This is a genomic window from Streptomyces sp. NPDC037054 (genome assembly GCF_055606745.1).
The window spans coordinates 757279-779015 of sequence record NZ_JBVJSJ010000001.1; the positions used below are offsets into that span (position 1 = coordinate 757279).

Sequence of the window (21737 nt, forward strand, 5' to 3'; positions counted from 1 at the left end):
CCTCGTCCTCACGCCCCGGACGGGCCGGCTGTCAGGTGGTTCTCCAAGCGGCCGACCCTCAGGCCCGCCTTCTCGATCAGCTTCAGCAGGCGGGTCGTGCGGGTGTGCAGGGGCAGGGTCGGGGGGTCCGTGGAGGGGAGGGAGACGATGTCGCCGGGGGCCAGGCGGGGGGTACCGTTCGTGAAGGTCAGTTCGGCGTCGGCGTCCAGGGTGGCCCGCCACAGGACCAGGGCGCGGATGCCGCACGTGGCCGCCGCGCGCCGGGTGGTCGTGTCGTAGCGGCCGTAGGGCGGGCGGAAGAGGTGCGGGCGGACGCCGAAGCGGGACCTGAGCTTGTTCTGCTGGCCGCAGATCTCGGCGCGCTGGCCCGCGTACGGCAGGCCGGGCAGGGCCGGGTGGTCGAGGGTGTGGTTCTGGATGCTCGCGCCGACCGCGCGCAGCCGCGCGAAGTGGGCGTAGCCGGGGCCGACGACGCTGTCCGTGAGGAACATCGTGACCGGCAGGCGGCGCCGGCGGACGAGGTCGATGAAGGCGGGGTCGCGCTCGGCGCCGTCGTCGTACGTCAGGAAGACCACCCGGTCGCGGGTGGCGACGCGGTCGACCACCGGGGGGAGGGCGCGGGGCGCGGGGGCGTGAAGGGCCTGCGGGGCGTGGTCCGGGGAGTTGTCGCCGGAGGTGTCCGGGGCGGGGGCGCAGCCCGCGAGCAGCAGGGCCGTCAGGGCGGCGGCGGCGAGCGGCAGGCGGCGCCCTGTCACAGGTAGTCCTCCAGGCGTGCCACCGCGTAGCCCTCCGCCGTGACCTTGTCGAGGAACCGGCGGATCATGTCGGGCATCGTGCCCTTCCAGTGCTCCCGGCCCCGGAAGTGGCTGAGGACGATGTCGCCGGGGCGCAGCCTGCGGTCCGGTTCGCGGTAGGCCCAGCGGTCGGCGAAGACCTCCTCGTTCCACAGCGGGACGTGGGTGATGCCGCAGGACTTGGCGGCGCGCAGGCTGTCCTTGTCGTAGTTGCCGAACGGCGGCCGGAACAGCACGGGCCGCTTCCCGTAGCGCTTCTCGATGACGCGCTGCATGCCGCAGATCTCGCGCTTCTGGCGGGAGTACGACAGGGCGGGCAGGTAGGGGTGGTGGAGGGTGTGGTTGTTGAGGGCCACGCCGCTGTCCCGCATCCGCTCGAAGTAGCCGTAGTCCTTCCTGATCAGGTAGTCGCTGAGGAAGGCGGTGTAGGGCAGTCGCAGGTCCTTCGTCATGCGCAGGAACGCCGGGTCCTTCTCGGCGCCGTCGTCGATGGTGAGGAAGACGACCTTGTCCTTGGTCGGGACGGTGGTGAAGACCGGCGGGAGCCCGAGGGCCTTGTGGCCGTCGACCTCGAAGCCCTTGCGGGTGGTGATCCGCGGTGTGGCCTTCGGGGCGGGCGGGGCGGCGAGCGGCACCTTCCGCAGGCCCCAGCGTTTCGCGGCGGCGACGCGGGCCGCGTGGGCGGCGCGGAGCCTGGCCGCGTAGGAGTCCAGGGCGCGGGCCGGGGCGGCCTCCAGGCGCGGCTGGCCGGCGGCGGGACGGACGCCGGTGGCGTCCCTGCGGTCCCGTGGGCCGGCGGCGCCCTGGGCGCAGCCCGAGGCGATGGCGGCGACGGCGAGCACGGCGATGCCGCCGCGGATCCGCGCGCTCCGGGACACACGGCGAAAGGCCCGGCTTTTGTCATTTTGTACGACTGCTCGCATGGGCCCGGATCCTCCCAGGCCACCCGCCCCGAACCCGGTCCGACACCGCCGCCGGAAGCACACCGTCCACCGACTGGCCCACAATGACCCGGTGAACGACCTCGCCCCGCTCCTGACCCCCGAAGGCCGCGCCCTCCTCGACGAGGTGCGCGACACCGCCCCGGCCGACGAACTCGCCGTCGCCACCCGGCTGCGCCGCGAGCACCCCGCCGAGCTGGTGTCGGCGGCGCTCGGCCAGGCCCGGCTGCGGCAGCGCGCGGCGGTGAAGTTCGGGGCCGAGGACGCCGGGCGGATGTTCTTCACGCCGAACGGGGTCGAGCAGTCGACGCGGGCGAGCGTCGCGGCGTACCGGGCGCGCAGGTTCCAGGAGTTGGGCGTCACGTCGGTCGCCGACCTGTGCTGCGGGATCGGTGGCGACGCGATCGCGCTGGCCCGGGCCGGCATCCGCGTCCTCGCCGTGGACCGCGACCCGCTGACGGCGGCGGTGGCGCGGGCGAACGCCGGCGCGCTGGGCCTCGCCGACCTGATCGAGGTGCGCGAGGCGGATGTCACCGAGGTGGACACCGCCGGTTTCGACGCCGTCTTCGTCGACCCGGCCCGGCGCGGCGGCCGGGGCCGCGTCTTCGACCCCGAGGCGTACTCCCCGCCCCTGTCCTGGGCGGTGCGCGCGGCCCGCGCCGCGCCGCACGCGGCCCTGAAGGTCGCCCCCGGCATCCCGCACGAGGCGGTGCCGCCGGAGGCCGAGGCCGAGTGGATCTCCGACGCCGGGGACGTGAAGGAGGCGGTGCTGTGGTTCGGGACCGCGCCGGGCGCCGTGCGGGCGACCCTGCTCCCCGGCCCGCGCACCCTGCCCTCCCGCGGCCTGCCCGACCCCGCCGTGCGCCCCGTCGGCCGGTACCTCTACGAGCCCGACGGCGCCGTCGTCCGCGCCCACTTGGTCGCCGAGGTCGCCGAACAGCTCGACGGCGGACTGCTCGACGCGACCATCGCGTACGTCACGTCCGACGCGCTGCGCCCGACCCCGTACGCCACCGCCTACGAGATCACCGACCAACTCCCCTTCAACCTCAAGAAGTTGAAGGCCCTGCTGCGGGAGCGGGGGGTGGGGATCCTGACCGTGAAGAAGCGCGGCTCGGCCGTCGAACCGGAGGAGCTGCGCTGCAAGGTCAAACCGCAGGGCCCGAACTCGGCGACGGTGTTCCTGACCCGGGTGTCAGGCGCCCCCACCATGCTGATCGGCCGCCCGGCGCAGCAGTAGCTCCCGCTCACGGGCGTTGCGGGCGAGGGAGGCGGCACGCTCGAACTCCGCGGCGGCCTCCGGCGCCCGGCCCAGCCGGGCCAGCAGGTCGCCCCGCACGCTGGGCAGCAGGTGGTAGTCCCGCAACGCCGGTACGCCGGCCAGCGCGTCCACGAGCTCCAGGGCCGGCCCGGGGCCCTCGGCCATGGAGACGGCCACCGCGCGGTTCAGTTCGACCACCGGGGACGGGGCGCGGGCCGCGAGGAGGTCGTACAGCGTGGCGATGCGCCGCCAGTCGGTCTCCTCGTACGTGTACGCGTGCGCGTGGCAGGCGGCGATCGCGGCCTGGAGGGCGTACGGGCCGAGCACGCCGCCGGCGGTGGCCTCCGCGCGGCCGAGCGCGTCGACGCCGCGGGCGATGAGCAGGCGGTTCCAGCGGCGCCGGTTCTGGTCCTTGAGGAGGACCGGCCCGCCGGTCGTGTCGGTGCGGGCGGTGGCGCGCGACGCCTGGAACTCCAGCAGCGCGGCCAGCCCGTGCGCCTCGGACTCCTTCGGCATCAGGGCCGCCAGCACGCGGGCCAGCCGCAGCGCGTCCTCGCACAGCGCGGGGCGCAGCAAGTCGTCGCCGGCCGTGGCGGCGTACCCCTCGTTGAAGATCAGGTAGATGACGTCGAGCACGGACCCGAGCCGGGCCTCGCGGTCGGGGCCGTACGGCACCTCGAAGGCGACGTTCTTCGTGGCCAGCGTCCGCTTCGCGCGCACGACGCGCTGCGCGATCGTGGCCTCCGGGACGAGGTGGGCGCGGGCGATCTCGGCGGTGGTGAGGCCGCCGAGCAGCCGGAGCGTGAGCGCGATGCGCGCCTCGGCGGACAGCACCGGGTGGCAGGTGGTGAAGACGAGCCTGAGCAGGTCGTCGTCGATGTCCTCGGGGTCGGCGGGCTCCTCGGGCGGCGCCGTGGTCTCCAGGTCGCGGCCGATCTCGGCGAGTTTGCGGGCGTAGTTCTCCCTGCGGCGCACCAGGTCGACGGCGCGGTGCCGGGCGGTGGCCATGAGCCAGGCGCCGGGGTTGTCCGGCACTCCGTCGCGCGGCCACTGCTCCAGGGCGGCGACGAGCGCGTCCTGCGCCAGTTCCTCGGCGATGCCGACGTCCCGCACGATGCGGGCGACGCCGGCGATGACGCGGGGCGACTCGATGCGGAAGACGGTCTCGACGGTGATCCGGGGGTCGGCGGGGGGCTGTGCGCTCACAACCCCCCATTCGACACCCGGCGCCGTCGGCGGCCAAGGAAGCCGCGGACTCAGCCCGCGTCGATCTCCCGCACCTCGCAGGTGATCTCCCATCCCTCACCGTGGATCTTCAGGAAGCGGGACACCCACTCCTGCGCCTCGGCCAGGTCCTTGCACTGCAGGAGCGCGTAGCCGCCGACGACTTCCTTGGTCTCGGTGAACGGCCCGTCGGTGACGGACACCGTCCGGCCGTCCCAGTGCACGCGCCGGCCCTCGGCGGTCGGCCGCAGACCGGCGGTGTCGAGCATGACCCCGGCCTTGGTCATCTCGTCCAGCAGCTTCCCCATGCGCTCCATCACCTCGGGGCCGGGCTGCTCGGCGGGGAGGGAGTTCTCCTGGATGCGGATCAGCGACATGTAGCGGGGCACGGTGACTCCTCGGGTCGGTCGGGCCGGGTCCTTCCCGGCCTCTCACCCCTGCGTCGATCGGGATCCGGCGTTCTCGACACGACCGCCGGAATTGCTCCGAAGAATTTTCCGGCGGGCGTCACCGGGCGCCGTCGGGGGTGTCCGGACGGAGCCGGCGACACGAGCGAAATGTTTCGGCCGCGGCGTCGAGAAGCCGCCCGCGCCGACCGGGCCTACGCCGGGGGCGCCGCCGTGCTGCTGCGCACCACGAGGCTGGTCGCGAGTTCCACGCGGGTCGCGGCCGGAGTGCCCTCCACGCGGCCGAGATCCAGCAGCAGCTTGGCCGCCGCCTCCGCCATCTCCGTCAGCGGCTGCCGCACGGTCGTCAGCGGCGGGCCCACCCAGCGGGCCACCGGCAGGTCGTCGAAGCCGACCACGCTGAGGTCCTCGGGGATCCGCAGCCCCAGCTCGCGTGCCGCCTCGTACAGGCCGAGCGCCTGGAGGTCGTTGCCGGCGAAGACGGCGGTGGGGCGGTCGGGGCGGCGCAGCAGCGCGAGGCCCTGGCGGTAGCCCGCGTCGTGGTGGAAGTCGCCGGCCCGGATGAGGTCGGGGTCCACCGGCAGCCCGGCGGTCTCCAGGGCGGCCCGGTAGCCGTCGATGCGGGCGCGGCTGCACATCATGCGGGACGGGCCGCTGATCGCGCCTATCCGGGTGTGCCCGAGGTCGACCAGATGCCGGGTGGCGGCGAGGCCGCCCTGCCAGTTGGTGGCGCCGATCGACGGCACGTCCGCGCCCGGGTCGCCGGCCGGGTCCATCACGACGAACGGGATGGAACGGCTGGTGAGCAGCGCGCGCTGCGACCCGTCGAGGTCGGACAGCACGAGGATCACGCCGTGCGGGCGGCGGGCGGCGACCTGGTCGGCCCAGCTGCGGCCCGGTGTGAGGCGGCCCGCGCTCTCGGAGAGGACGACGCTCAGGCCGGCGTCGCGGGCCACGTTCTCCACGCCGCGGATGACCTCCATCGCCCAGGCGCTCTCCAGCTCGTGGAAGACCAGGTCGATCAGCGGCGAGCGGCTCGCCTCGGCACGACGGCGCCGGTAGCCGTGGGCACGCAGCAACTGCTCCACGCGGGCCCGGGTGCCCGGGGCGACGTCGGCTCGGCCGTTGAGGACCTTCGAAACAGTCGGCGCCGACACACCGGCCTCGCGGGCGATCTCGGCGAGGGTCGCGGTCTGCGCGGACCGCCCTCGCGTCCGGGTTTCTGCGGGCTGCGGTGATGTCATGGCGGCGATCGTAACCCCGCAGGACCTCGGGACGAAGACCTTGTCCGGTCATGGACCATCGGAACATTCGCCCCACCGCGCGAAACATTCGACTCGGGCGACGGGTCACCACCCCTGGATTTCACCCACCGTTCAGGCCACGGGGTGGCTCGTTCCCTCGGCCCGGAACTACGTTTGGGCGGCATCCAGCGCGGGCGTACGGGGGGAGACGCGATGGACCGGCTCGTTCATCACGAGCTGAGGGCGGCCAACTCGGCGCTTCTCGCTGCCGTGATCACCATTGCGGTGACGGCGGTCGTCCAGGGGTTCCCGGCACCCGAGATGGACTGGCGGAGCCTGGGCATCGCGACCGGCGGTCTCGCCCTGTGGACCTTCGTCAAGACGACCCGTGTCAAGGGCTTCGGTCTGGTCCGGGAATTCGAGAGGACCGACCCCGTCGAGGACGCCGGCCGGACGCCGGACCCGGACGTCCCGCTCGGCCGGGACCACCCGGTCAACGGGACGCTCTTGTTCCTCTACCTGGCGGTCACGCTGCCGGGCTGCCTCTTCTGGGACCGCTGGGTGCTGCTCCTGCCCGTGATCTCGGCGGTGACCTGGCTGAGCGACGCCGCCGTCGCCGCGTACTGGGAGCGCCGCAACGGCCTCGTCCTGTGGCGCGGCCACGTCTCCGGTGACCCCTGGAGGCTCTCGGTCAGTCCGCGCCCAGCGACTCGAAGCGCCACCGGTGGACCGGACGCGTCACCAACTCCCCCGGTGGGTCCGGCAGTTCCGGGAGTTCCGCCGGGTACTCCGCCTCCCACCACGTGACGACCAGCACCCGGTCCCGGGGTGCGCGGAAGGTCTCCCGGCGCAAGGGGCGGGCCGGGAGCGGCTGAGCCTGCGCCCAGGCGAGGAGATCCGCGCCCCGGCCGTCGGTCGCCCGCGCCTCCCACATCAGGGCGACCGTCATGAGTAGAGGTTCTCCCCGCTCACCTCGTGCGTGTGGCCCGGCACGTGCGGGTCCGTCACCGGCAGGGAGGAGTCGGCGGACAGGTCCCAGTCGGAGGCGGGCCGGTTCCGCGCCACCATCTCCGCGCCGAGCGCCGCCACCATCGCGCCGTTGTCCGTGCACAGTTTGGGACGCGGCACGCGCAGCCGGATGCCGGCCGCCTCGCAGCGCTCCTGGGCCAGCGCCCGCAGCCGGGAGTTGGCCGCCACGCCGCCGCCTATCATCAGGTGGTCGACGCCCTCGTCCTTGCAGGCCCGGACCGCCTTGCGGGTCAGCACGTCCACGACCGCCTCCTGGAAGGAGGCCGCCACGTCCCGCACCGGCACCTCCTCCCCCGCCGCCCGCTTCGCCTCGATCCAGCGGGCCACGGCGGTCTTCAGACCGGAGAAGGAGAAGTCGTACGCCGGGTCGCGCGGCCCGGTCAGACCGCGCGGGAACGCGATCGCGCCCGGGTCGCCCTCGCGCGCGTACCGGTCAATGACGGGGCCGCCGGGAAAGCCCAGGTTCAGCACCCGGGCGATCTTGTCGAAGGCCTCGCCGGCCGCGTCGTCGATCGTCGCGCCCATCGGGCGGACGTCCGAGGTGATGTCCGAGGACAGCAGCAGCGAGGAGTGGCCGCCGGACACGAGCAGCGCCATCGTCGGCTCGGGCAGCGCGCCGTGCTCCAGCTGGTCCACGCAGATGTGCGAGGCGAGGTGGTTCACGCCGTAGAGCGGCTTGCCGAGCGCGTAGGCGTACGCCTTCGCCGCCGACACGCCGACCAGCAGCGCGCCCGCCAGGCCGGGGCCCGCCGTCACGGCGATGCCGTCCAGGTCCCGCGCGCTCACGCCGGCTTCCCTCAGCGCGCGCTCGATGGTCGGGACCATCGCCTCCAGGTGGGCCCGCGAGGCGACCTCGGGCACGACACCGCCGAAGCGGGCGTGCTCGTCGACACTGGAGGCGACCGCGTCCGCGAGGAGCGTGGTGCCGCGCACGACGCCGACGCCGGTCTCGTCGCAGGAGGTCTCGATCCCCAGCACCAGGGGTTCGTCAGTCATGGATCTCGGTTCCTTGTACGGAGGGTGAGGAGGCGTCCGCGGCGCTGCCGCCGTCGGTCGCCGTGGTCGCGAGGCGCATCACCAGGGCGTCGACGTTGCCCGGCTGGTAGTAGCCGCGGCGGAAACCGATGGCCTCGAAGCCGAAGCGCTCGTAGAGCTTCTGCGCGCGGACGTTGTCCACGCGGCACTCCAGCATCACCTCGGCGCACTCGAAGGCGGTCGCGGCCTTCAGCAGTTCCGCCAGCAGCCGGGAGCCGAGGCCGGTGCCCCACTGCTCGCGGGCCACGGCGATGGTCTGGACGTCCGCGAGGTCGCCGGAGGAGGCGAGGCCGGCGTAGCCGACGATCCGCCCGCCGGCCTCGGCGACGAGGTAGCGCCGGGTCGCGCCGGGGCCGCGCGCGTGCGCCAGCTCGGACCAGAACATGCCGCGGGACCAGGCGTCCTCGGGGAAGAGGTCGCGTTCCAGTTCCAGCACGGGGTCGATGTCCCACCAGCGCATCTCGCGCAGCGCAGGAGTCGCGGACGCGCCCTGGAGTCCGGTCGTCTGTCCCGTCACTTGGGGGTGACCACCTTGTAGTTCTTGGGGACCTGGGCGTCGGGCCGGCGCAGGTACAGCGGCCGGGGCGCGGGCAGTTCCTCGCCGCGGGCCAGCTTCTCGGCGGCGAGCCGGGCGAGGGCGGCGGCGGACACGTGCTCGGGCTCGTGGGCCTTCGGGAAGGTGTCCGGGTACAGCAGCGCGCCGGCGCCGACCGCGGGCAGGCCCGCGACCTGCTCGGCGATGTCGGCGGGCCGGTCGACGGCCGGGTCGGTGACGCGGGTGCGGGAGTCGGCGTAGCGCGCCCAGTAGACCTCCTTGCGGCGGGCGTCGGTCGCCACGACGAAGGGGCCCGGCAGGTCGGCCGCGTAGGCGAGGCCGTCCAGCGTGCACACGCCGTGCACGGGCACGCCGAGCGCGAGTCCGAAGGTGTCCGCGGTCATCAGGCCGACGCGCAGCCCGGTGTACGGGCCGGGGCCGATGCCGACGACGACGCCGGTGACGGCGCCGAGGGCGAGGCCCGCGTCGGCGAGCACGCGGTCGACGGCGGGCAGCAGCAGCTCGCCGTGGCGGCGGGCGTCCACCTGGCTGGACGAGGCGATGACGTCCGTGCCGTCGTGCAGCGCGACGGTCACGGCGGGAGTTGCGGTATCGAGAGCGAGCAAGAGCACGCAAACAGCCTACGGCTCCGGCGGCGCCCGCACGGTCGCCCCGGTGCGGGTGACCGCCTCCTGCTACGGTCGCCACGGAACGCGACGGTCCGGTCACCGTGCGCGAGACGACGGTGCAGGCGACGTACGGCGGAGGTGGACGACGGTGGCAAGCAGCAGCTCCGGAATCGTGGCCGGCCTCACCGCGGCGGCCCTCGCGACGGTGGGCTTCCTCGGCTACCGGGCGTCGGCGACGGCCCCGCCCGAGTTCGCCCGGCCGCGGGCGACGGCGTCGCCCGACGTGTCCGCCGCCAAGATGCCCCGCGACCGACGGAACCCGGCCGCGCTGCCGGACGGCTCCGGCAAGGGCACCCGGGTCGTGTACTCGCTCGACGACGACCGCGTGTGGCTGGTCGGTCCCGGCGACGAGGTCCGGCGCTCGTTCGAGGTCCGTCCCGGCGCGGTCGACCCGCTGCCCGGCTCCTACGTCGTCACGTCCCGCTCGAACTCGGTGCGCGGCTCCGACGGCGTCCCCGTCGAGCACGTCGTCCGCTTCGCCAGTGTCGACGGGGTGTCCATCGGGTTCAGCGCGGCGGTGGACGGCTCGGCGCCGGCCGGGCCGAAGAAGAAGACGGGCGGCATCCGGGAGACGCGGGCGGACGGGAACGCGATGTGGAAGTTCGCGACGATCGGCCGGAAGGTCGTCGTCATCCGCTAGAAGCCCGGTGCGGCCCGGTGGGTTGCTAGGCGGCCTCGCGGTGGCCGGTTGCCGTCGGGGGCCGGTGCGCCGGGCGGGCCTCGGCGGGCTCGAACGGGCGCGGCGGGGTGGAGACCGCCCGCGCCGCGGCGCACGACGCCAGCAGGTCACGCATGGACACTCCCGCGGTCGTCGACGGCTGCGGTGTGGTCTGTGACGTGGACATGGGCGCCTCCTGAGGGGCCGAGGGCGGACGTAGTTAGGCAGACCTAACCAAGAGCCGGATACCATGTGACCACGCTCGGGACGCCCGGCGCAAGATTTTCCCGACAGAGTGTCGGTACGGTTCCGGCGACTTCACCCGCCGGGGGGGCGCCGCCGGGCAGCGCCGACACGGGCACGGGGAGGCGGAGCCCGCCGGCCGGCTCCGCCTCCCGCTCGCTCTCAGCGCCGGCCGCGGCGCAGGCCCCTGCCGAGTTTGCGCAGCTTCCTGACGTTGGTGTCGGCGATGTCGTACAGCGTGCCCGCGCTGAGCAGGGCCAGCACCAGGCTGCCCGAGACCGCCATCACCGGCGGCCGGTACTCCGTGCCCGTGACCGAGGTGAAGCCGGGTTCCTTGACCGCCTTGAGGGTCAGGTCGGCCTTCGGCATGCGCTGGACGAAGGGGAGCTTCCAGATGCCCGGGAGCGCGGCGTAGGCACGCATCGCGGCCTTGGTCGCGGGCAGTTCGACGCCGTTCTCCAGCCGCCACTTGGCCCGGTTCTCCAGGCCGCGGTGCCAGCGCTCCACGATGCCGGCGACGCGGTGCGGGTCGAGGTGGTGCCACGGCGCCGACTGGGACAGGTACATGCGCCGGGACAGGCCGGTGCGCAGTTTCACGTGCTCCGCGGTCTCGTCCGCGGTGACGCCCTCGGTCTCGATGAGCCATCGGGTGGCGCGGAACCGGCCGAGCATCGCGGCGCCGAAGACGGTGAGGTCGAGCAGGTGGTCGAGGATGAAGAAGCGGCTGTCGCCGATCGCCTCGCTGTACTTGGACCGGACCATCGAGCGCATGATCCGCCAGTCCGCCGTGACCGCGCGGTTGACGTGCTCGAGGTAGGCGGTGTCCAGGTTGCCGTCACGGATGTCGCGTTCGGCGATGTTGGCGATGTGCCAGGAGGTCGTCATCGACAGCGACAGGCCCTGGCTGTAGTAGGCGTCGATGATCGACGAGGCATCGCCCACCATGGCGTACCGCTTCGGCGAGACGAACGTGTCGGTGCAGTGCTGGACGTCCTTGAAGGCGCTGAACTCCAGCAGGTGGTCCTCGGTCAGCCAGTCGAGGACGGGATAGCGGCGCAGCACCTTCCAGAAGACCTCGCGCGCGTTGCCCTCCTCGGGCTGCCGGTTGCGGTCGTAGGTGACGCCGACGCTCACCCGGTCGCCCGCGAGCCGGATGACCCAGATCCAGTACCCGGGTCCCCACAGGTGCAGGGTGTTGCGGTCGCGCCGGGCGGTGTCGCCGTCGGGGAAGTGGTAGGTCCACCGCTCGTCGAACAGGTCGTCGGTGCAGTGGGAGAACTGCCCCCAGGCCGCGGTGGTGGCGAATCCGGCGTCGAGCGGCAGGTCGTGGCCGAAGCGGCGGGCCAGCAGCCGGGCCCGACCGGAGCAGTCGACGATCCACCGGGCGTCGATCCGGCCCTTCTCCTTGCGGTCGCGGGAAGCCCAGGTGAGGGTGTGGTCGGCGGTGTCCCGGCCGAGTTCGACCTCGCGCACCAGGCCGCGGTCGAGCAGGGTGATGCCCTCCGTCTTGCGGACCCGCTCGCGCAGTTCGGCCTCGATCTCGGGGCGGACGATCTGCGAGTCCTCGAACATCACGCGCGGGAACGCCGGGTTGACGGCCTTGTCGATCCAGTGCTGCGGGAGTTCGCTCTCGAAGCCCCACTCCGACACCGAGTCGTCGAAGCTGGTGCGGCCCTCCATGCCGTGGGCCATCCAGAAGCCCGCCTTGTGGAACGACTTCTGGAAGGCCTCGTCCAGTTCGCCGAGGACCCGCAGGAAGGCGTTGGAGTAGATCAGGAGCGACTCGCCGACCTTGTAGCTGGCGAGCTGCTTCTCCGTGGGCTGGTCGACGCAGACCACGGACAGTCCGCGCTTGGCGTAGGCGAGCGCGTTGATCAGGCCGACGATGCCCGAACCGACCACGCACACGTCGGCATGGTGGTGTTCCCAGGGGGCGGCGTCGCGGTCGTTCGCGGACATGGGCACTCCTTGGCTGGATGCGGCGCCGGGAGGGCCCCCGGCGTGGGATCGGGCGGCGGGTGTCGCCGGGTCAGGCCACGGACCAGGTGTCGTTGCCGGCCAGCAGGGCAGCGAGATCGCCCTTGCCGTGCTGCACGACGGCCGTGTCCAGCTGGTCGGCCATCGAGGTGTCGTAGACGGGCCGGTCGACGCAGCGGAACACGCCGATCGGGGTGTGGTGCAGGGTGTCCGGGTCCGCGAGCCGGGACAGCGCGAACGCGGTGGTCGGGGACGCGGAGTGGGCGTCGTGGACGAGGACGTCGGCCTCGTTGTCCGCCGTCACCGTGACGACCCTCAGGTCGCCGGTGGCCCGGTCCCGTACGACGCCCTTGGCGCCGTCGGTGCCGAAGCGGATCGGCCGGCCGTGCTCCAGGCGGATGACCGCGTTCTCGGCCTGCTGCCGGTCCTTGAGGACCTCGAAGGCGCCGTCGTTGAAGATGTTGCAGTTCTGGTAGATCTCCACCAGCGCCGTGCCCGGGTGGGCGGCGGCCCGGCGCAGCACGTCGGTGAGGTGCTTGCGGTCGGAGTCGACCGTGCGGGCCACGAACGACGCCTCCGCGCCGATCGCCAGCGAGAGCGGGTTCAGGGGTGCTTCGAGGGAACCCAGGGGCGTCGACTTGGTGATCTTGCCGGTCTCGCTGGTGGGGCTGTACTGGCCCTTGGTCAGGCCGTAGATGCGGTTGTTGAACAGCAGGATCTTGAGGTTGACGTTGCGGCGCAGGGCGTGGACGAGGTGGTTGCCGCCGATGGACAGGGCGTCGCCGTCGCCGGTGACCACCCACACGCTCAGGTCGGGACGGGACGCGGACAGGCCGGTGGCGATGGCGGGGGCGCGGCCGTGGATGGAGTGCATCCCGTAGGTGTTCATGTAGTACGGGAAGCGGGAGGAGCAGCCGATGCCGGAGACGAAGACGATGTTCTCGCGGGCCAGGCCCAGCTCCGGCATGAAGCCCTGCACGGCGGCGAGGACGGCGTAGTCGCCGCAGCCGGGGCACCAGCGCACCTCCTGGTCGGTCCGGAAGTCCTTGGCCGTCAGGGGGGCCGGGGCGGTGGGCAGGAGAGGCAGGGACAGGGGCGCGGTCTCAGTCATCGAGGGCCTCCTTGAGCACAAGGGCGAGGTCGGCCGACCGGAAGGGCATTCCGTTGACCTGGTTGCACGACTGGGCGTCCACCAGGTACGCGGCACGCAGCAGCAGGGAGAGCTGGCCGAGGTTCATCTCGGGCACGAGGACCTTGTCGTAGGCCCGCAGCACCGTGCCGAGGTTGGCCGGGAAGGGGTTGAGGTGACGCAGGTGTGCCTGGGCGACGCTGCCGCCGTCCGCGCGCACCCGCTGGACGGCGGCGGCGATCGGGCCGTAGGTGGAGCCCCAGCCGAGCACCAGCACGCGGGCCTCGCCGGTCGGGTCGTCGACCTCGACGTCGGGGACGTCGATGCCGTCGATCTTGGCCTGGCGGGTGCGGACCATGAAGTCGTGGTTGGCCGGGTCGTAGGAGATGTTGCCCGTGCCGTCCTGCTTCTCGATGCCGCCGATGCGATGTTCCAGGCCGGGTGTTCCGGGGATCGCCCACGGCCTGGCGAGGGTGTGCGGATCGCGCTTGTACGGCCGGAAGACCTCGGTGCCGTCGTCCAGGGTGTGGTTCGGTCCGCTCGCGAACGCCACGCGCAGGTCGGGGAGTTCGTCCGGGCGCGGGATCCGCCACGGTTCGGCGCCGTTGGCCAGGTAGCCGTCGGAGAGCAGGAACACCGGGGTGCGGTACGTCAGCGCGATCCGGGCCGCTTCCAGGGCCGCGTCGAAGCACTCGGCGGGGGTGGCCGGCGCGACGACGGGGACCGGGGCCTCGCCGTTGCGGCCGTACATCGCCTGGAGCAGGTCGGCCTGCTCGGTCTTGGTCGGCAGGCCCGTGGAGGGGCCGCCGCGCTGGATGTCCACGATCAGCAGCGGCAGTTCCATCGACACGGCCAGGCCGATCGTCTCCGACTTCAGCGCCACGCCCGGGCCCGAGGTGGTGGTCACGCCGAGCGCTCCGCCGTAGGCCGCGCCCAGGGCCGCGCCGATACCGGCGATCTCGTCCTCCGCCTGGAAGGTGCGTACGCCGAAGTTCTTGTGCCGGCTCAGCTCGTGCAGGATGTCGGAGGCGGGCGTGATGGGGTACGAGCCGAGGAACAGCGGCAGTCCCGCTCGCTGGGCGGCGGCGACCAGTCCGTAGGACAGGGCGAGGTTCCCGGAGATGTTCCGGTAGGTGCCGGCGGGGAGCGGAGCGGGGGCCACCTCGTAGGAGACGGCGAAGTCCTCGGTGGTCTCGCCGAAGTTCCAGCCCGCCCGGAACGCGGCGATGTTGGCCGCCGCTATGCCGGGCTTCTTGGCGAACTTCGACTTCAGGAACCTCTCGGTGCCCTCGGTGGGCCGGTGGTACATCCAGCTCAGCAGGCCGAGCGCGAACATGTTCTTGCTGCGCTCGGCCTCCTTGCGGGTGAGGTCGAACCCCTTCAGCGCCTCGACCGTCAGCGTCGTCAGCGGCACCGGGTGCAGGTGGTAGCCGTCCAGCGAGCCGTCCTCCAGCGGGCTGGCGTCGTAGCCGACCTTCTGCATCGCCCGCTTGGTGAACTCGTCCGTGTCGACGATGACCTCCGCGCCGCGCGACAGGTCGCCGATGTTCGCCTTCAGCGCGGCCGGGTTCATGGCCACGAGGACGTTCGGGGCGTCCCCGGGGGTGAGGATGTCGTGGTCGGCGAAGTGCAGTTGGAAGCTGGAGACACCGGGCAGCGTGCCGGCGGGGGCGCGGATCTCGGCGGGGAAGTTCGGCAGCGTCGAGACGTCGTTGCCGAACGAGGCGGTCTCGGAGGTGAAACGGTCGCCGGTGAGCTGCATGCCGTCGCCGGAGTCGCCGGCGAACCGGATGACCACCCGGCCCAGCCGTCGGACCGGCTTGGACCTGCTGACCATACTGACCATCGGTGGAGTTCCCCTCGCAGTGGACTCGGGCGGGCGGACGGATGGATGCGGGCCGGCCCCCTCGGGGGCGTACAGGGGCCGGCCCGCGGCTCTCTGGGCCTCAGGCGGCCTCGGACGGCCGGGTGAGGGCCAGGACGACGTTGTGTCCGCCGAAGGCGAACGAGTTGGACAGGACCGCGTCGACGGACAGGTCGCGCGGCACGGCACCGACCACGTCGAGGCCCAGGTCCGGGTCGGGTTCGGTGAGGTTGACGGTGGGCGGGACGACACCCCGTTCCAGCGACTGGACGGCGACCACCGCCTCGATGGCGCCCGCCGCGCCCAGCGCGTGGCCGGTCATGGACTTGGGCGCCGTCACCGGTGTCCGGCGCGCGTGCGCGCCGAGCGCGGTGTGCAGGGCCCTGGCCTCCGCGGCGTCGTTGTAGGAGGTGCCGGTGCCGTGCGCGTTGACGTACGAGATGTCCTCGGGCCGCAGTCCCGCCGACCGCAGCGCCGCCTCGATCGCCCGTGCGGCGCCCGCGCCCTCCGGGTGGGGCGCGGTGACGTGGTGGGCGTCGGAGGACCTGCCGTATCCGCGCAGTTCGGCGAGGACGCGGGCGCCGCGGGCGGCGGCGTGCGCGGCGGACTCCAGGACCAGGACGGCCGCTCCCTCGGCGAGCACGAAACCGTCCCGGTCGGCGGCGAACGGGCGGCTTGCCTGCTCGGGCAGGTCGTTGCGCGTGGACAGGGCGCGGATCTTGGCGAAGCCGCCGATCATCATCGGGGTGACGGGCGCGTCGGCGCCGCCGGCGAGGACGACGTCGGCCTCACCGCAGGTGATCATCTGGGCGGCGGCGATCAGCGCCTCGGCGCCGGAGGCGCAGGCGGTGACCACGGCGCTGCTGGGGCCGAGCAGTCCGAGGTCGACGGAGACGCGGCTCGCGGAACCGTTGGCCATGCTCATGGGGATGAAGCGGGCGGCGAGCCGGCGGACGCCGTGGGTGAGCGCCGTGGCGGCGTTGGTCTCCCAGCTGGTGGTGCCCCCCGCGCCGGTGCCGAGGACGACGCCGATCCTGGTGCGGTCCTCGGCGGCCAGGTCGAGTCCGCTGTCCTCCAGGGCCAGCATGGTGGCGGCCAGACCGAGTTGGGTGGTCCGGTCGGCGGTGGCGGCCTCCCGGCCGGTGAGGGCCAGCTCGGTGGGCAGGTCCACCTCGCCGGCGATCCGCACCGGCAGGTCGGCGGCGTCGAACCGGGAGATTCGCCGGACTCCGCTGAGGCCTTTGAGCTGCCCGGCGTGGAAGTCGTCGGTTCCGACGCCGATGGACGTCACCGGCCCGAGTCCGGTCACCATCACGCGCCGGTCGCCGGCGGTCACCACGCCGCACCCCGGCCGCGGAGGTCGACCACATGGGCCACCACCTCGCCGACGGTCGACAGGCGCTGGGCGTCCTCGTCGTCGACGGGGGTGCCGAGGTGCTCCTCCAGGATGTTCACCAGCTCGACCAGGTCGAGCGAGTCCATACCGAGGTCCTCGCGCAGCCGGGCCTCCTTGGTGATCTCCTCCGGGAGCAGACCGAGGCGCTCGCACAGGAGGCCGGTCATGTGCTCGAGGACCTGTTCGCCGGTCTCGGACCGGGGAGTTGTGTTCACTGTGACCGCCTTGTGTCGTGGGATGGGGGCGGTGGCGCGTCGGACCGTTGCCCCGCGCCGGGGGACCGTGCCGGGAGCGGCTTCGTCCGTGCGGCGGGCCCCAGATCCGTGTGCAGGGCGAAGTCCTGGCAGACGGCCCCGATCGCGCCGACGAAGCGGTCGGCCTCGGCGGTGCTCAGCAACAGGGGCGGCTGGATGCGCAGGACGCGGTTGCTGTGGGCCGTGACGAAGGACAGGATCCGGTGGTCCCGGGCGAGTTGGGCGACGAACCGCAGGCACATCAGGTCGCCGAGCGAGGACTCGACGGCCTGCCCGGCCTGTCGTACGGCGTCGCGCACCTGGTCGGGCAGCCAGTCCACGAGGGTGCGCAGGTCGCCCGGCAGCCGGGTGAGCGCCTCGTCGGCCAGCGCGCGGGCGGCGCCGGAGAAGTCCCCGTCGAACTCGATGGCGTTCATCAGGCCGATGCCGCGCACCTCTCGGACGAACGTGTACGGGGCGCAGACCTCCCGCAGGTGGTCGCGCAGCCGGGCGCCGACCGTGCGGGCCCGCTCGGGCAGCCGCTCGGCGGCCAGTGTGTCGAGGGTGGCCAGTCCGACGGCCGCGGCGAGGTTGCCGCCGCCGAACGTGGAGGAGTGCAGCATGGCCCGGTCAGTGCTTCCGTAGGCGCTGTCCCACAGCTCCGTGCGGACGAGGGTCGCGGCGAGGGGCACCAGGCCGCCGGAGAGCGACTTCGCGACGCAGAGGACGTCGGGTTCGAGGCCGTCGTGGTCGGCGGCGAACACCGCGCCGGTACGGCCGAGACCGGTCTGGATCTCGTCCAGGACGAACACGGCGCCGGCCCGGCGGCACAGCCGCTGCGCCTCGGCGAGGTATCCGGGCGGCGGCAGGACGACGCCGCCCTCGCCCTGGACCGGTTCGAGGATCAGCGCGGCGGCACCGTCGAGGGCCGCCGCGAGCGCCTCGGTGTCGCCGTACGGCACGGCGACGCAGTCGGGCAGCAGGGGGTGGAAGGCGGCGGAGTGGCCGGTGCGGCCGGTCACCGACAGGGCGCCGAGGGTCTTGCCGTGGTAGCTGTTCTCGGCGTACACGAGCCGGGTGCGGCCGGTGCCCGCCCGGGCCACCTTGAGCGCGGCCTCGACGGCTTCCGCGCCGGAGTTGGAGAAGAAGACACGGTCCAGTCCGGGGGGTGCCAGGTCGCTGAGGCGTTCCGCCAGTTCCGCGGTCTGCGCGGGCATGGAGACGTACTGCACGAAGGTGGGCGCGCCGGCGTCGAGGAAGCCGCGCAGTGCCGCGGTGACGGCCGGGTGGTTGTGGCCGAGGTTGAGGCAGCCGTAGCCGGCGACGAAGTCCAGGTATTCGGTGCCGTCCTCGGTGGTGAGCGTGCAGCCCTGGGCGCGGGTGAAGACCCGGTCCATGCCGTGGGCGGCGAACAGCCGGGCCATCGGCGGGTTGACGTGGTGGCGGAAGCGGCGTGCCGTCTGCCCGGTGCGGGTGGGCGGCGACGTGCGCGGCAGGGCGTGGTGGCGGGCGAGCCGGTCGAGGCGTTCCTCGTCGACGAGCCGCCCGAAGCTCGCGAGCGGCGTCGGCAGGAAGCCGTGCCGGGCGGCGAGGCCGCCTATCGCGCGGACCCGGTCGAGGTCGAGCTCACGGCCGAGGGAGAAGGGTTCGGCGCGCTCCTCCAGGGCGAGCACGATGGTCTCCGCGAGGCAGCCGTTGAGCTGCTGGGCGGGCGCGGGGAAGGTGCCGTCGCCGAGCCGGACCGCGTCCGTGGCGCTGACCAGTCCTCCGTCGACGACCAGCACGTCGTGCCCGTCGGGCGGGGCCGCGGCGACGTCGCGGGGCAGCGCGACGTCGACCACGACCGAGCCGGGACGCATCCGGGCGGCGTCCAGAGCGCCGCCGGTGGAGGAGGCGCTGACATAGAGCCGGGGGGCGTCGTACAGCGGGGCCGGGTCGTCGTGCAGGGTGACCCGGGTGCGCTCGTCCGGTTCCAGGTAGCGCAGCAGGGACGCGTCGGTGCGGGCGCTGGGGCGGCGCACCAGGTCGAGTTCCCAGCCGTCGGCGAGCAGCAGCCGGGCCATCGCCAGGCCGATGGACCCGGGGTATCCGACGACCGCGACGCGGGCGCGGCCCGGGGTCTGCCCGAGCCGTTCGGCGCAGTGCCGGACGGCGGCGAGGGCGGCGTAGGTGGTCAGGGAGTTGCCACTGGTCAGGGCGGTGTCGACGGTCTTGGCGGTCCACTGGCCGCGGTCCCCGACGATGGAGGTGGCCCCGCCGAGGCCGATCAGCCGGGCGCCCTCGTCGCGCAGCGCGGCGGCTTCGGCCGCGACCAGTTCCCGGGCGGCCGTCGGGCGGCGCAGCAACTGCTCGGCGGTGTACGGGAGTTGGCGCACCGAGCCGGAGCAGCGGGCGCCGAGCGCGGAGGTGAGCGTGAAGGGCGGCAGCGTCACGTGGTGGCGCGGACCGGGGGTGCGGGCCGTGCCGCGGTGTTCGTCGAGCAGCCGGCCGAGCAGGTCGGTTCCGCGGACCTGGTTGCGGTGGCCTTCGCCGACGGCGTGGGCGAGGAAGCCGAACCTCATCGGGTGCCTCCAGGAGCGCGGTGCGTACGAGCCGGGGCGAGGGCGAGTTCGGGAAGGACGTCGCGCTGCCAGCCGAGCTGGGACAGCAGGCTGAGTCCGTCGCCCTCGTTGTTGTGCGTGACCGGCACGGCGAAGAGGTTCACCGTCGACTGGCGCAGGAGGGCGGAGCGCAGCGCCGCGGGGTCGACGTCGTCGAGTCTGCGGCGGACCACCGTGAGCGGGCCGAAGGTCTCCTCGCCGTCCTCGGGAAGCAGGTGGAGGACCTGGGTCTGCTGTCCGGCACCGGCCGCGTGACGGCCCTCCCGGTACGTGCGGATCATGGAGTGGCCGCCGTCGATCAGCTGGAAGACGGTCAGGTTGCCCCGGAGCCGGTGCCCGTCGAAGCACACCTGCTGGATCAGGGTGGGCAGGATGTCCGGGACGAGAGCGGCGGCGCCGTCGCCGACGAAGGCGAGGGTGTTGCCGGGCCGGGTGAGGGCGACGGCGGGCACGGCCTGGAGGGCGTCGCCCATCAGCGCGCGGCCGTACCAGCCGGAGAAGCCGGGGCCGGTGCGGGGCAGGTTGCGGATGGCGGACAACCCGCCGCGTCCGACGTCGTACACCCCGGTGTAGGTGTAGTCGTACCGGCTGATCAGCTCGTCCAGGACCGTGGCGAGCCGGTGGTGGAAGTAGTTGAGGCTCATCGGCTGTACGGGCAGGGCGTGCAGGACGTCCGAGGCGGAGTCGGCGGTCTCGGCGAGCGCGCGGCGCCGGGCCGCGAGCAGGCCGGGGGCCACGTCGAGGCGTTCCCGGACGGCGCGCAGGAAGCCGGCGGCCTCGGCCTGGACCCGGTGGTCGGCGAACGGCGCGAGGTGCGCGGCCTCGTGGGTGACCTGGACGATGCGCAGGGACCGGCGCAGGGCGCGCAGCGAGAACGGGGTGGCAGCCTCGGCGATGCGGCTCTTGACGAAGAAGAGGCACTGTTCGTCGCGGGGCCTGAGGCGTCCCTCGTGGTGCAGGAAGGCGTGGACGCGGGCCGAGTACCCGTACAGGCCGAGTGTGCCGAGGTACTCGGCGACGGTGCTGCCGTCCCGGTGGCGGGCGACGGAGCCGGGGCGGGTGAGGCTGTCGGCGAGGCCGATGCCTCCGGCCGCGGCGATCTCGTGGACCAGGGAACGCTCCGTGGCGGAGAGCGACCCGAGCTGCCACAGCACCCGTTCGGGGCCGTCGTTGAGCAGGCCGACGACGGGCGCGAGGGCGTCCTCGGTGACCGTGGCCCGGGGTGCAGGGGGCGGGGGCGCAAGGACCCTCAGGGGGGCGCCGGCGGTTTCCAGCACCTCGGGCGTCGCGAGCAGCACGACCGGGCCCCGGCCCTCGTCGTAGGCCGCGAACGCCGTGGCCAGATCGGCCTCGATCCGGTTCGGGTCGTCGAGGTGGACGTACGGGATGCGGCGGGCGCGCAGCACGTCCCGGGAGTCCTCGGCGGCGTGCACGGTGCCCTGGAAGGGGTACCAGGTGTCGGCGCGGGAATCGGCGCACACGATGAGACAGCGGGCGCGGGCCTCGCGGAGGTTGGCGAGCGTGCCGCGGAACTCGTCCACCATGCCGCTGGTGACGACGACGAGGGCGGGCGCGGTGTCCAGTTGCCACCGGGCCAGCGCGGCGCACGCGAGGCTGTGCTCGCTCGGGCCGCGCAGCACCGGATTGCCGGCCCAGGCGGCGCGGCGTTCCAGTGCGGCGATGAGCCCGGAGACCACCGAGCCCGTGTAGTAGTGCAGTCCCCAGGCGGCTTCGGCCCGGGAGTCGAGGAAGTCGGCGAGCGCGCCGGCGAGGACGGGGGGCGCGGTGCGGGCGGAGGCCCGCAGCGGCCCGCCGGAGTGACGCAGCTGGATCACGTCGGTGAAGGCGCAGATCAGGTCGGCGGCCAGGACCCAGCCGCTGCCGGGCAGCCGGCGGCGGCTGTAGGGCTCGGCGATCCGCGCGCGTGACGCGGGTGCGTCGTCGTAGACGTGCACGGTGTACGGCGATGCCTCGAAGCCGACGTGTGCGGGCAACCCGGCCCGCAGGGCGTCGAGTTCGTCGGTGAGGGTGTGGTCCAGCAGGTCGGCGGACACCCCGGCCGCCACGGCGTCGACCAGGACCAGGGCGAGCGTGGCGGGCCGCCCGGCGTCGGGCCCGGCGACCTCGCCCAGGTACGCGCCCGCTTCGGCGAGGGTCTCGGCGGAGCACACGGTGAGCACCGCGCGGGGCAGCGCCCTGTCGAGGTAGCGCCGCGAACGGTCGCGGGTGCGCCGGTAGGGCTCCGGCCAGTCGCTGCGCTCGTACGGCAGGGCGGACGTGGTGAGGATCCGCTCCGAGCCGTCGACGAGGTCACCGAAGGCGGAGGCGACGGCACGCTGGAAGGCCTGGCTCTTCCCCACGGCCACGATCAGGAAGTGCGGTGGCCCGACGCTGTCGCTCCCGCTGTCCACGGTCCGATTCCCCCCATTGGTGTAGCCGGTGCTCTCCGGGAGTGTGCGTGCCGGGCTCTGGAGTCGG

20 protein-coding genes are annotated in these 21737 nt (G+C 73.5%); 3 read left to right on the forward strand and 17 right to left on the reverse strand.

The features are described from left to right. Positions 1-8 precede the first annotated feature (8 nt). Positions 9-755, reverse strand: coding sequence for a polysaccharide deacetylase family protein (locus ACZ7D7_RS03370; protein ID WP_470821940.1), 747 nt, complete (start codon positions 753-755; stop codon positions 9-11). Further along, positions 752-1717: a polysaccharide deacetylase family protein gene (locus ACZ7D7_RS03375; protein WP_470821941.1), complete on the reverse strand. Its 966-nt coding sequence runs from the start codon at positions 1715-1717 to the stop codon at positions 752-754. The genes ACZ7D7_RS03370 and ACZ7D7_RS03375 overlap by 4 nt, the downstream gene beginning before the upstream one ends. 91 nt (positions 1718-1808) lie before the next feature. On the opposite strand from ACZ7D7_RS03375, the gene ACZ7D7_RS03380 reads away from it, so the two are divergent. Beyond that, positions 1809-2975, forward strand: coding sequence for a THUMP-like domain-containing protein (locus ACZ7D7_RS03380; protein ID WP_470821943.1), 1167 nt, complete (start codon positions 1809-1811; stop codon positions 2973-2975). Here ACZ7D7_RS03380 and ACZ7D7_RS03385 read toward each other — a convergent pair. The 3 genes from ACZ7D7_RS03385 to ACZ7D7_RS03395 form a co-directional block, all read right to left on the reverse strand. Beyond that, positions 2931-4202, reverse strand: a complete 1272-nt coding sequence (locus ACZ7D7_RS03385; RefSeq protein WP_470821945.1) for an RNA polymerase sigma factor — start codon at positions 4200-4202, stop codon at positions 2931-2933. The genes ACZ7D7_RS03380 and ACZ7D7_RS03385 overlap by 45 nt on opposite strands. 50 nt (positions 4203-4252) lie before the next feature. Further along, positions 4253-4609: a YciI family protein gene (locus ACZ7D7_RS03390; RefSeq protein WP_470821947.1), complete on the reverse strand. Its 357-nt coding sequence runs from the start codon at positions 4607-4609 to the stop codon at positions 4253-4255. A 212-nt stretch (positions 4610-4821) separates the two neighbouring features. Next, positions 4822-5871: a LacI family DNA-binding transcriptional regulator gene (locus ACZ7D7_RS03395; RefSeq protein ID WP_470821949.1), complete on the reverse strand. Its 1050-nt coding sequence runs from the start codon at positions 5869-5871 to the stop codon at positions 4822-4824. Positions 5872-6084: 213 nt separating this feature from the next. On the opposite strand from ACZ7D7_RS03395, the gene ACZ7D7_RS03400 reads away from it, so the two are divergent. Beyond that, positions 6085-6678: a hypothetical protein gene (locus tag ACZ7D7_RS03400; protein WP_470821950.1), complete on the forward strand. Its 594-nt coding sequence runs from the start codon at positions 6085-6087 to the stop codon at positions 6676-6678. Here ACZ7D7_RS03400 and ACZ7D7_RS03405 read toward each other — a convergent pair. From ACZ7D7_RS03405 to tsaB, 4 genes are read right to left on the reverse strand one after another with little or no spacing between them, the layout of a single operon-like run. Next, entirely contained in the window at positions 6563-6820 is a 258-nt protein-coding gene (locus ACZ7D7_RS03405; protein ID WP_470821952.1) for a hypothetical protein, read from the reverse strand. The genes ACZ7D7_RS03400 and ACZ7D7_RS03405 overlap by 116 nt on opposite strands. Continuing rightward, on the reverse strand, positions 6817-7896 hold the full coding sequence (gene tsaD / locus ACZ7D7_RS03410; protein ID WP_470821953.1) for a tRNA (adenosine(37)-N6)-threonylcarbamoyltransferase complex transferase subunit TsaD: 1080 nt from the start codon (positions 7894-7896) through the stop codon (positions 6817-6819). Before tsaD ends, ACZ7D7_RS03405 begins: the two co-directional genes overlap by 4 nt. Then, positions 7889-8395: a ribosomal protein S18-alanine N-acetyltransferase gene (gene rimI / locus ACZ7D7_RS03415; RefSeq protein ID WP_470822451.1), complete on the reverse strand. Its 507-nt coding sequence runs from the start codon at positions 8393-8395 to the stop codon at positions 7889-7891. The genes tsaD and rimI overlap by 8 nt, the downstream gene beginning before the upstream one ends. A gap of 53 nt (positions 8396-8448) precedes the next feature. Further along, positions 8449-9102 carry a tRNA (adenosine(37)-N6)-threonylcarbamoyltransferase complex dimerization subunit type 1 TsaB gene (tsaB, locus tag ACZ7D7_RS03420; protein ID WP_470821954.1) on the reverse strand — a complete coding sequence of 218 codons (654 nt, stop codon included), beginning with the start codon at positions 9100-9102 and terminating at the stop codon, positions 8449-8451. Positions 9103-9247: 145 nt separating this feature from the next. Here tsaB and ACZ7D7_RS03425 point away from each other — a divergent pair, with 145 nt between their 5' ends. After that, a complete protein-coding gene (locus ACZ7D7_RS03425; protein ID WP_470821956.1) occupies positions 9248-9799 on the forward strand; it encodes a hypothetical protein in 552 nt (183 codons plus the stop codon). A 25-nt stretch (positions 9800-9824) separates the two neighbouring features. Here the strand turns inward: ACZ7D7_RS03425 and ACZ7D7_RS03430 are convergent, their stop codons facing one another. The 8 genes from ACZ7D7_RS03430 to ACZ7D7_RS03465 all read right to left on the reverse strand — a co-directional run bounded on the left by ACZ7D7_RS03430 (position 9825) and on the right by ACZ7D7_RS03465 (position 21670). After that, positions 9825-10004: a hypothetical protein gene (locus ACZ7D7_RS03430; RefSeq protein WP_470821957.1), complete on the reverse strand. Its 180-nt coding sequence runs from the start codon at positions 10002-10004 to the stop codon at positions 9825-9827. 218 nt (positions 10005-10222) lie between these two features. Further along, entirely contained in the window at positions 10223-12019 is a 1797-nt protein-coding gene (locus ACZ7D7_RS03435; protein WP_470821959.1) for an NAD(P)/FAD-dependent oxidoreductase, read from the reverse strand. Positions 12020-12089: 70 nt separating this feature from the next. Next, entirely contained in the window at positions 12090-13148 is a 1059-nt protein-coding gene (locus tag ACZ7D7_RS03440) for a 2-oxoacid:ferredoxin oxidoreductase subunit beta (protein ID WP_470821961.1), read from the reverse strand. Next, positions 13141-15012 (reverse strand): 2-oxoacid:acceptor oxidoreductase subunit alpha, encoded by a 1872-nt coding sequence (locus ACZ7D7_RS03445; RefSeq protein ID WP_470821963.1) that lies wholly within the window; start codon positions 15010-15012, stop codon positions 13141-13143. Before ACZ7D7_RS03445 ends, ACZ7D7_RS03440 begins: the two co-directional genes overlap by 8 nt. A 100-nt stretch (positions 15013-15112) precedes the next feature. After that, positions 15113-16369 (reverse strand): beta-ketoacyl-ACP synthase II, encoded by a 1257-nt coding sequence (gene fabF / locus ACZ7D7_RS03450; protein WP_470821964.1) that lies wholly within the window; start codon positions 16367-16369, stop codon positions 15113-15115. Further along, positions 16363-16641 (reverse strand): acyl carrier protein, encoded by a 279-nt coding sequence (locus tag ACZ7D7_RS03455; RefSeq protein WP_470821966.1) that lies wholly within the window; start codon positions 16639-16641, stop codon positions 16363-16365. Before ACZ7D7_RS03455 ends, fabF begins: the two co-directional genes overlap by 7 nt. Continuing rightward, complete coding sequence (gene pigE / locus ACZ7D7_RS03460; protein ID WP_470821968.1) at positions 16638-19220, reverse strand: prodigiosin MAP biosynthesis aminotransferase PigE; 2583 nt, start codon at positions 19218-19220, stop codon at positions 16638-16640. Before pigE ends, ACZ7D7_RS03455 begins: the two co-directional genes overlap by 4 nt. Continuing rightward, positions 19217-21670, reverse strand: a complete 2454-nt coding sequence (locus tag ACZ7D7_RS03465; protein WP_470821969.1) for a hypothetical protein — start codon at positions 21668-21670, stop codon at positions 19217-19219. The genes pigE and ACZ7D7_RS03465 overlap by 4 nt, the downstream gene beginning before the upstream one ends. Positions 21671-21737 lie beyond the last annotated feature (67 nt).

What these genes read in the sequence shown, in the direction of transcription:
- ACZ7D7_RS03440 (WP_470821961.1), bottom strand. Translation starts at nt 13,148, where the DNA reads ATGACTGAGACCGCGCCCCTGTCCCTGCCTCTCCTGCCCACCGCCCCG.
- ACZ7D7_RS03430 (WP_470821957.1), bottom strand. Translation starts at nt 10,004, where the DNA reads ATGTCCACGTCACAGACCACACCGCAGCCGTCGACGACCGCGGGAGTG.
- pigE (WP_470821968.1), bottom strand. Translation starts at nt 19,220, where the DNA reads ATGAGGTTCGGCTTCCTCGCCCACGCCGTCGGCGAAGGCCACCGCAAC.
- ACZ7D7_RS03435 (WP_470821959.1), bottom strand. Translation starts at nt 12,019, where the DNA reads ATGTCCGCGAACGACCGCGACGCCGCCCCCTGGGAACACCACCATGCC.
- ACZ7D7_RS03375 (WP_470821941.1), bottom strand. Translation starts at nt 1,717, where the DNA reads ATGCGAGCAGTCGTACAAAATGACAAAAGCCGGGCCTTTCGCCGTGTG.
- rimI (WP_470822451.1), bottom strand. Translation starts at nt 8,395, where the DNA reads ATGCGCTGGTGGGACATCGACCCCGTGCTGGAACTGGAACGCGACCTC.
- ACZ7D7_RS03400 (WP_470821950.1), top strand. Translation starts at nt 6,085, where the DNA reads ATGGACCGGCTCGTTCATCACGAGCTGAGGGCGGCCAACTCGGCGCTT.
- ACZ7D7_RS03445 (WP_470821963.1), bottom strand. Translation starts at nt 15,012, where the DNA reads ATGGTCAGTATGGTCAGCAGGTCCAAGCCGGTCCGACGGCTGGGCCGG.
- tsaD (WP_470821953.1), bottom strand. Translation starts at nt 7,896, where the DNA reads ATGACTGACGAACCCCTGGTGCTGGGGATCGAGACCTCCTGCGACGAG.
- ACZ7D7_RS03395 (WP_470821949.1), bottom strand. Translation starts at nt 5,871, where the DNA reads ATGACATCACCGCAGCCCGCAGAAACCCGGACGCGAGGGCGGTCCGCG.
- ACZ7D7_RS03405 (WP_470821952.1), bottom strand. Translation starts at nt 6,820, where the DNA reads ATGACGGTCGCCCTGATGTGGGAGGCGCGGGCGACCGACGGCCGGGGC.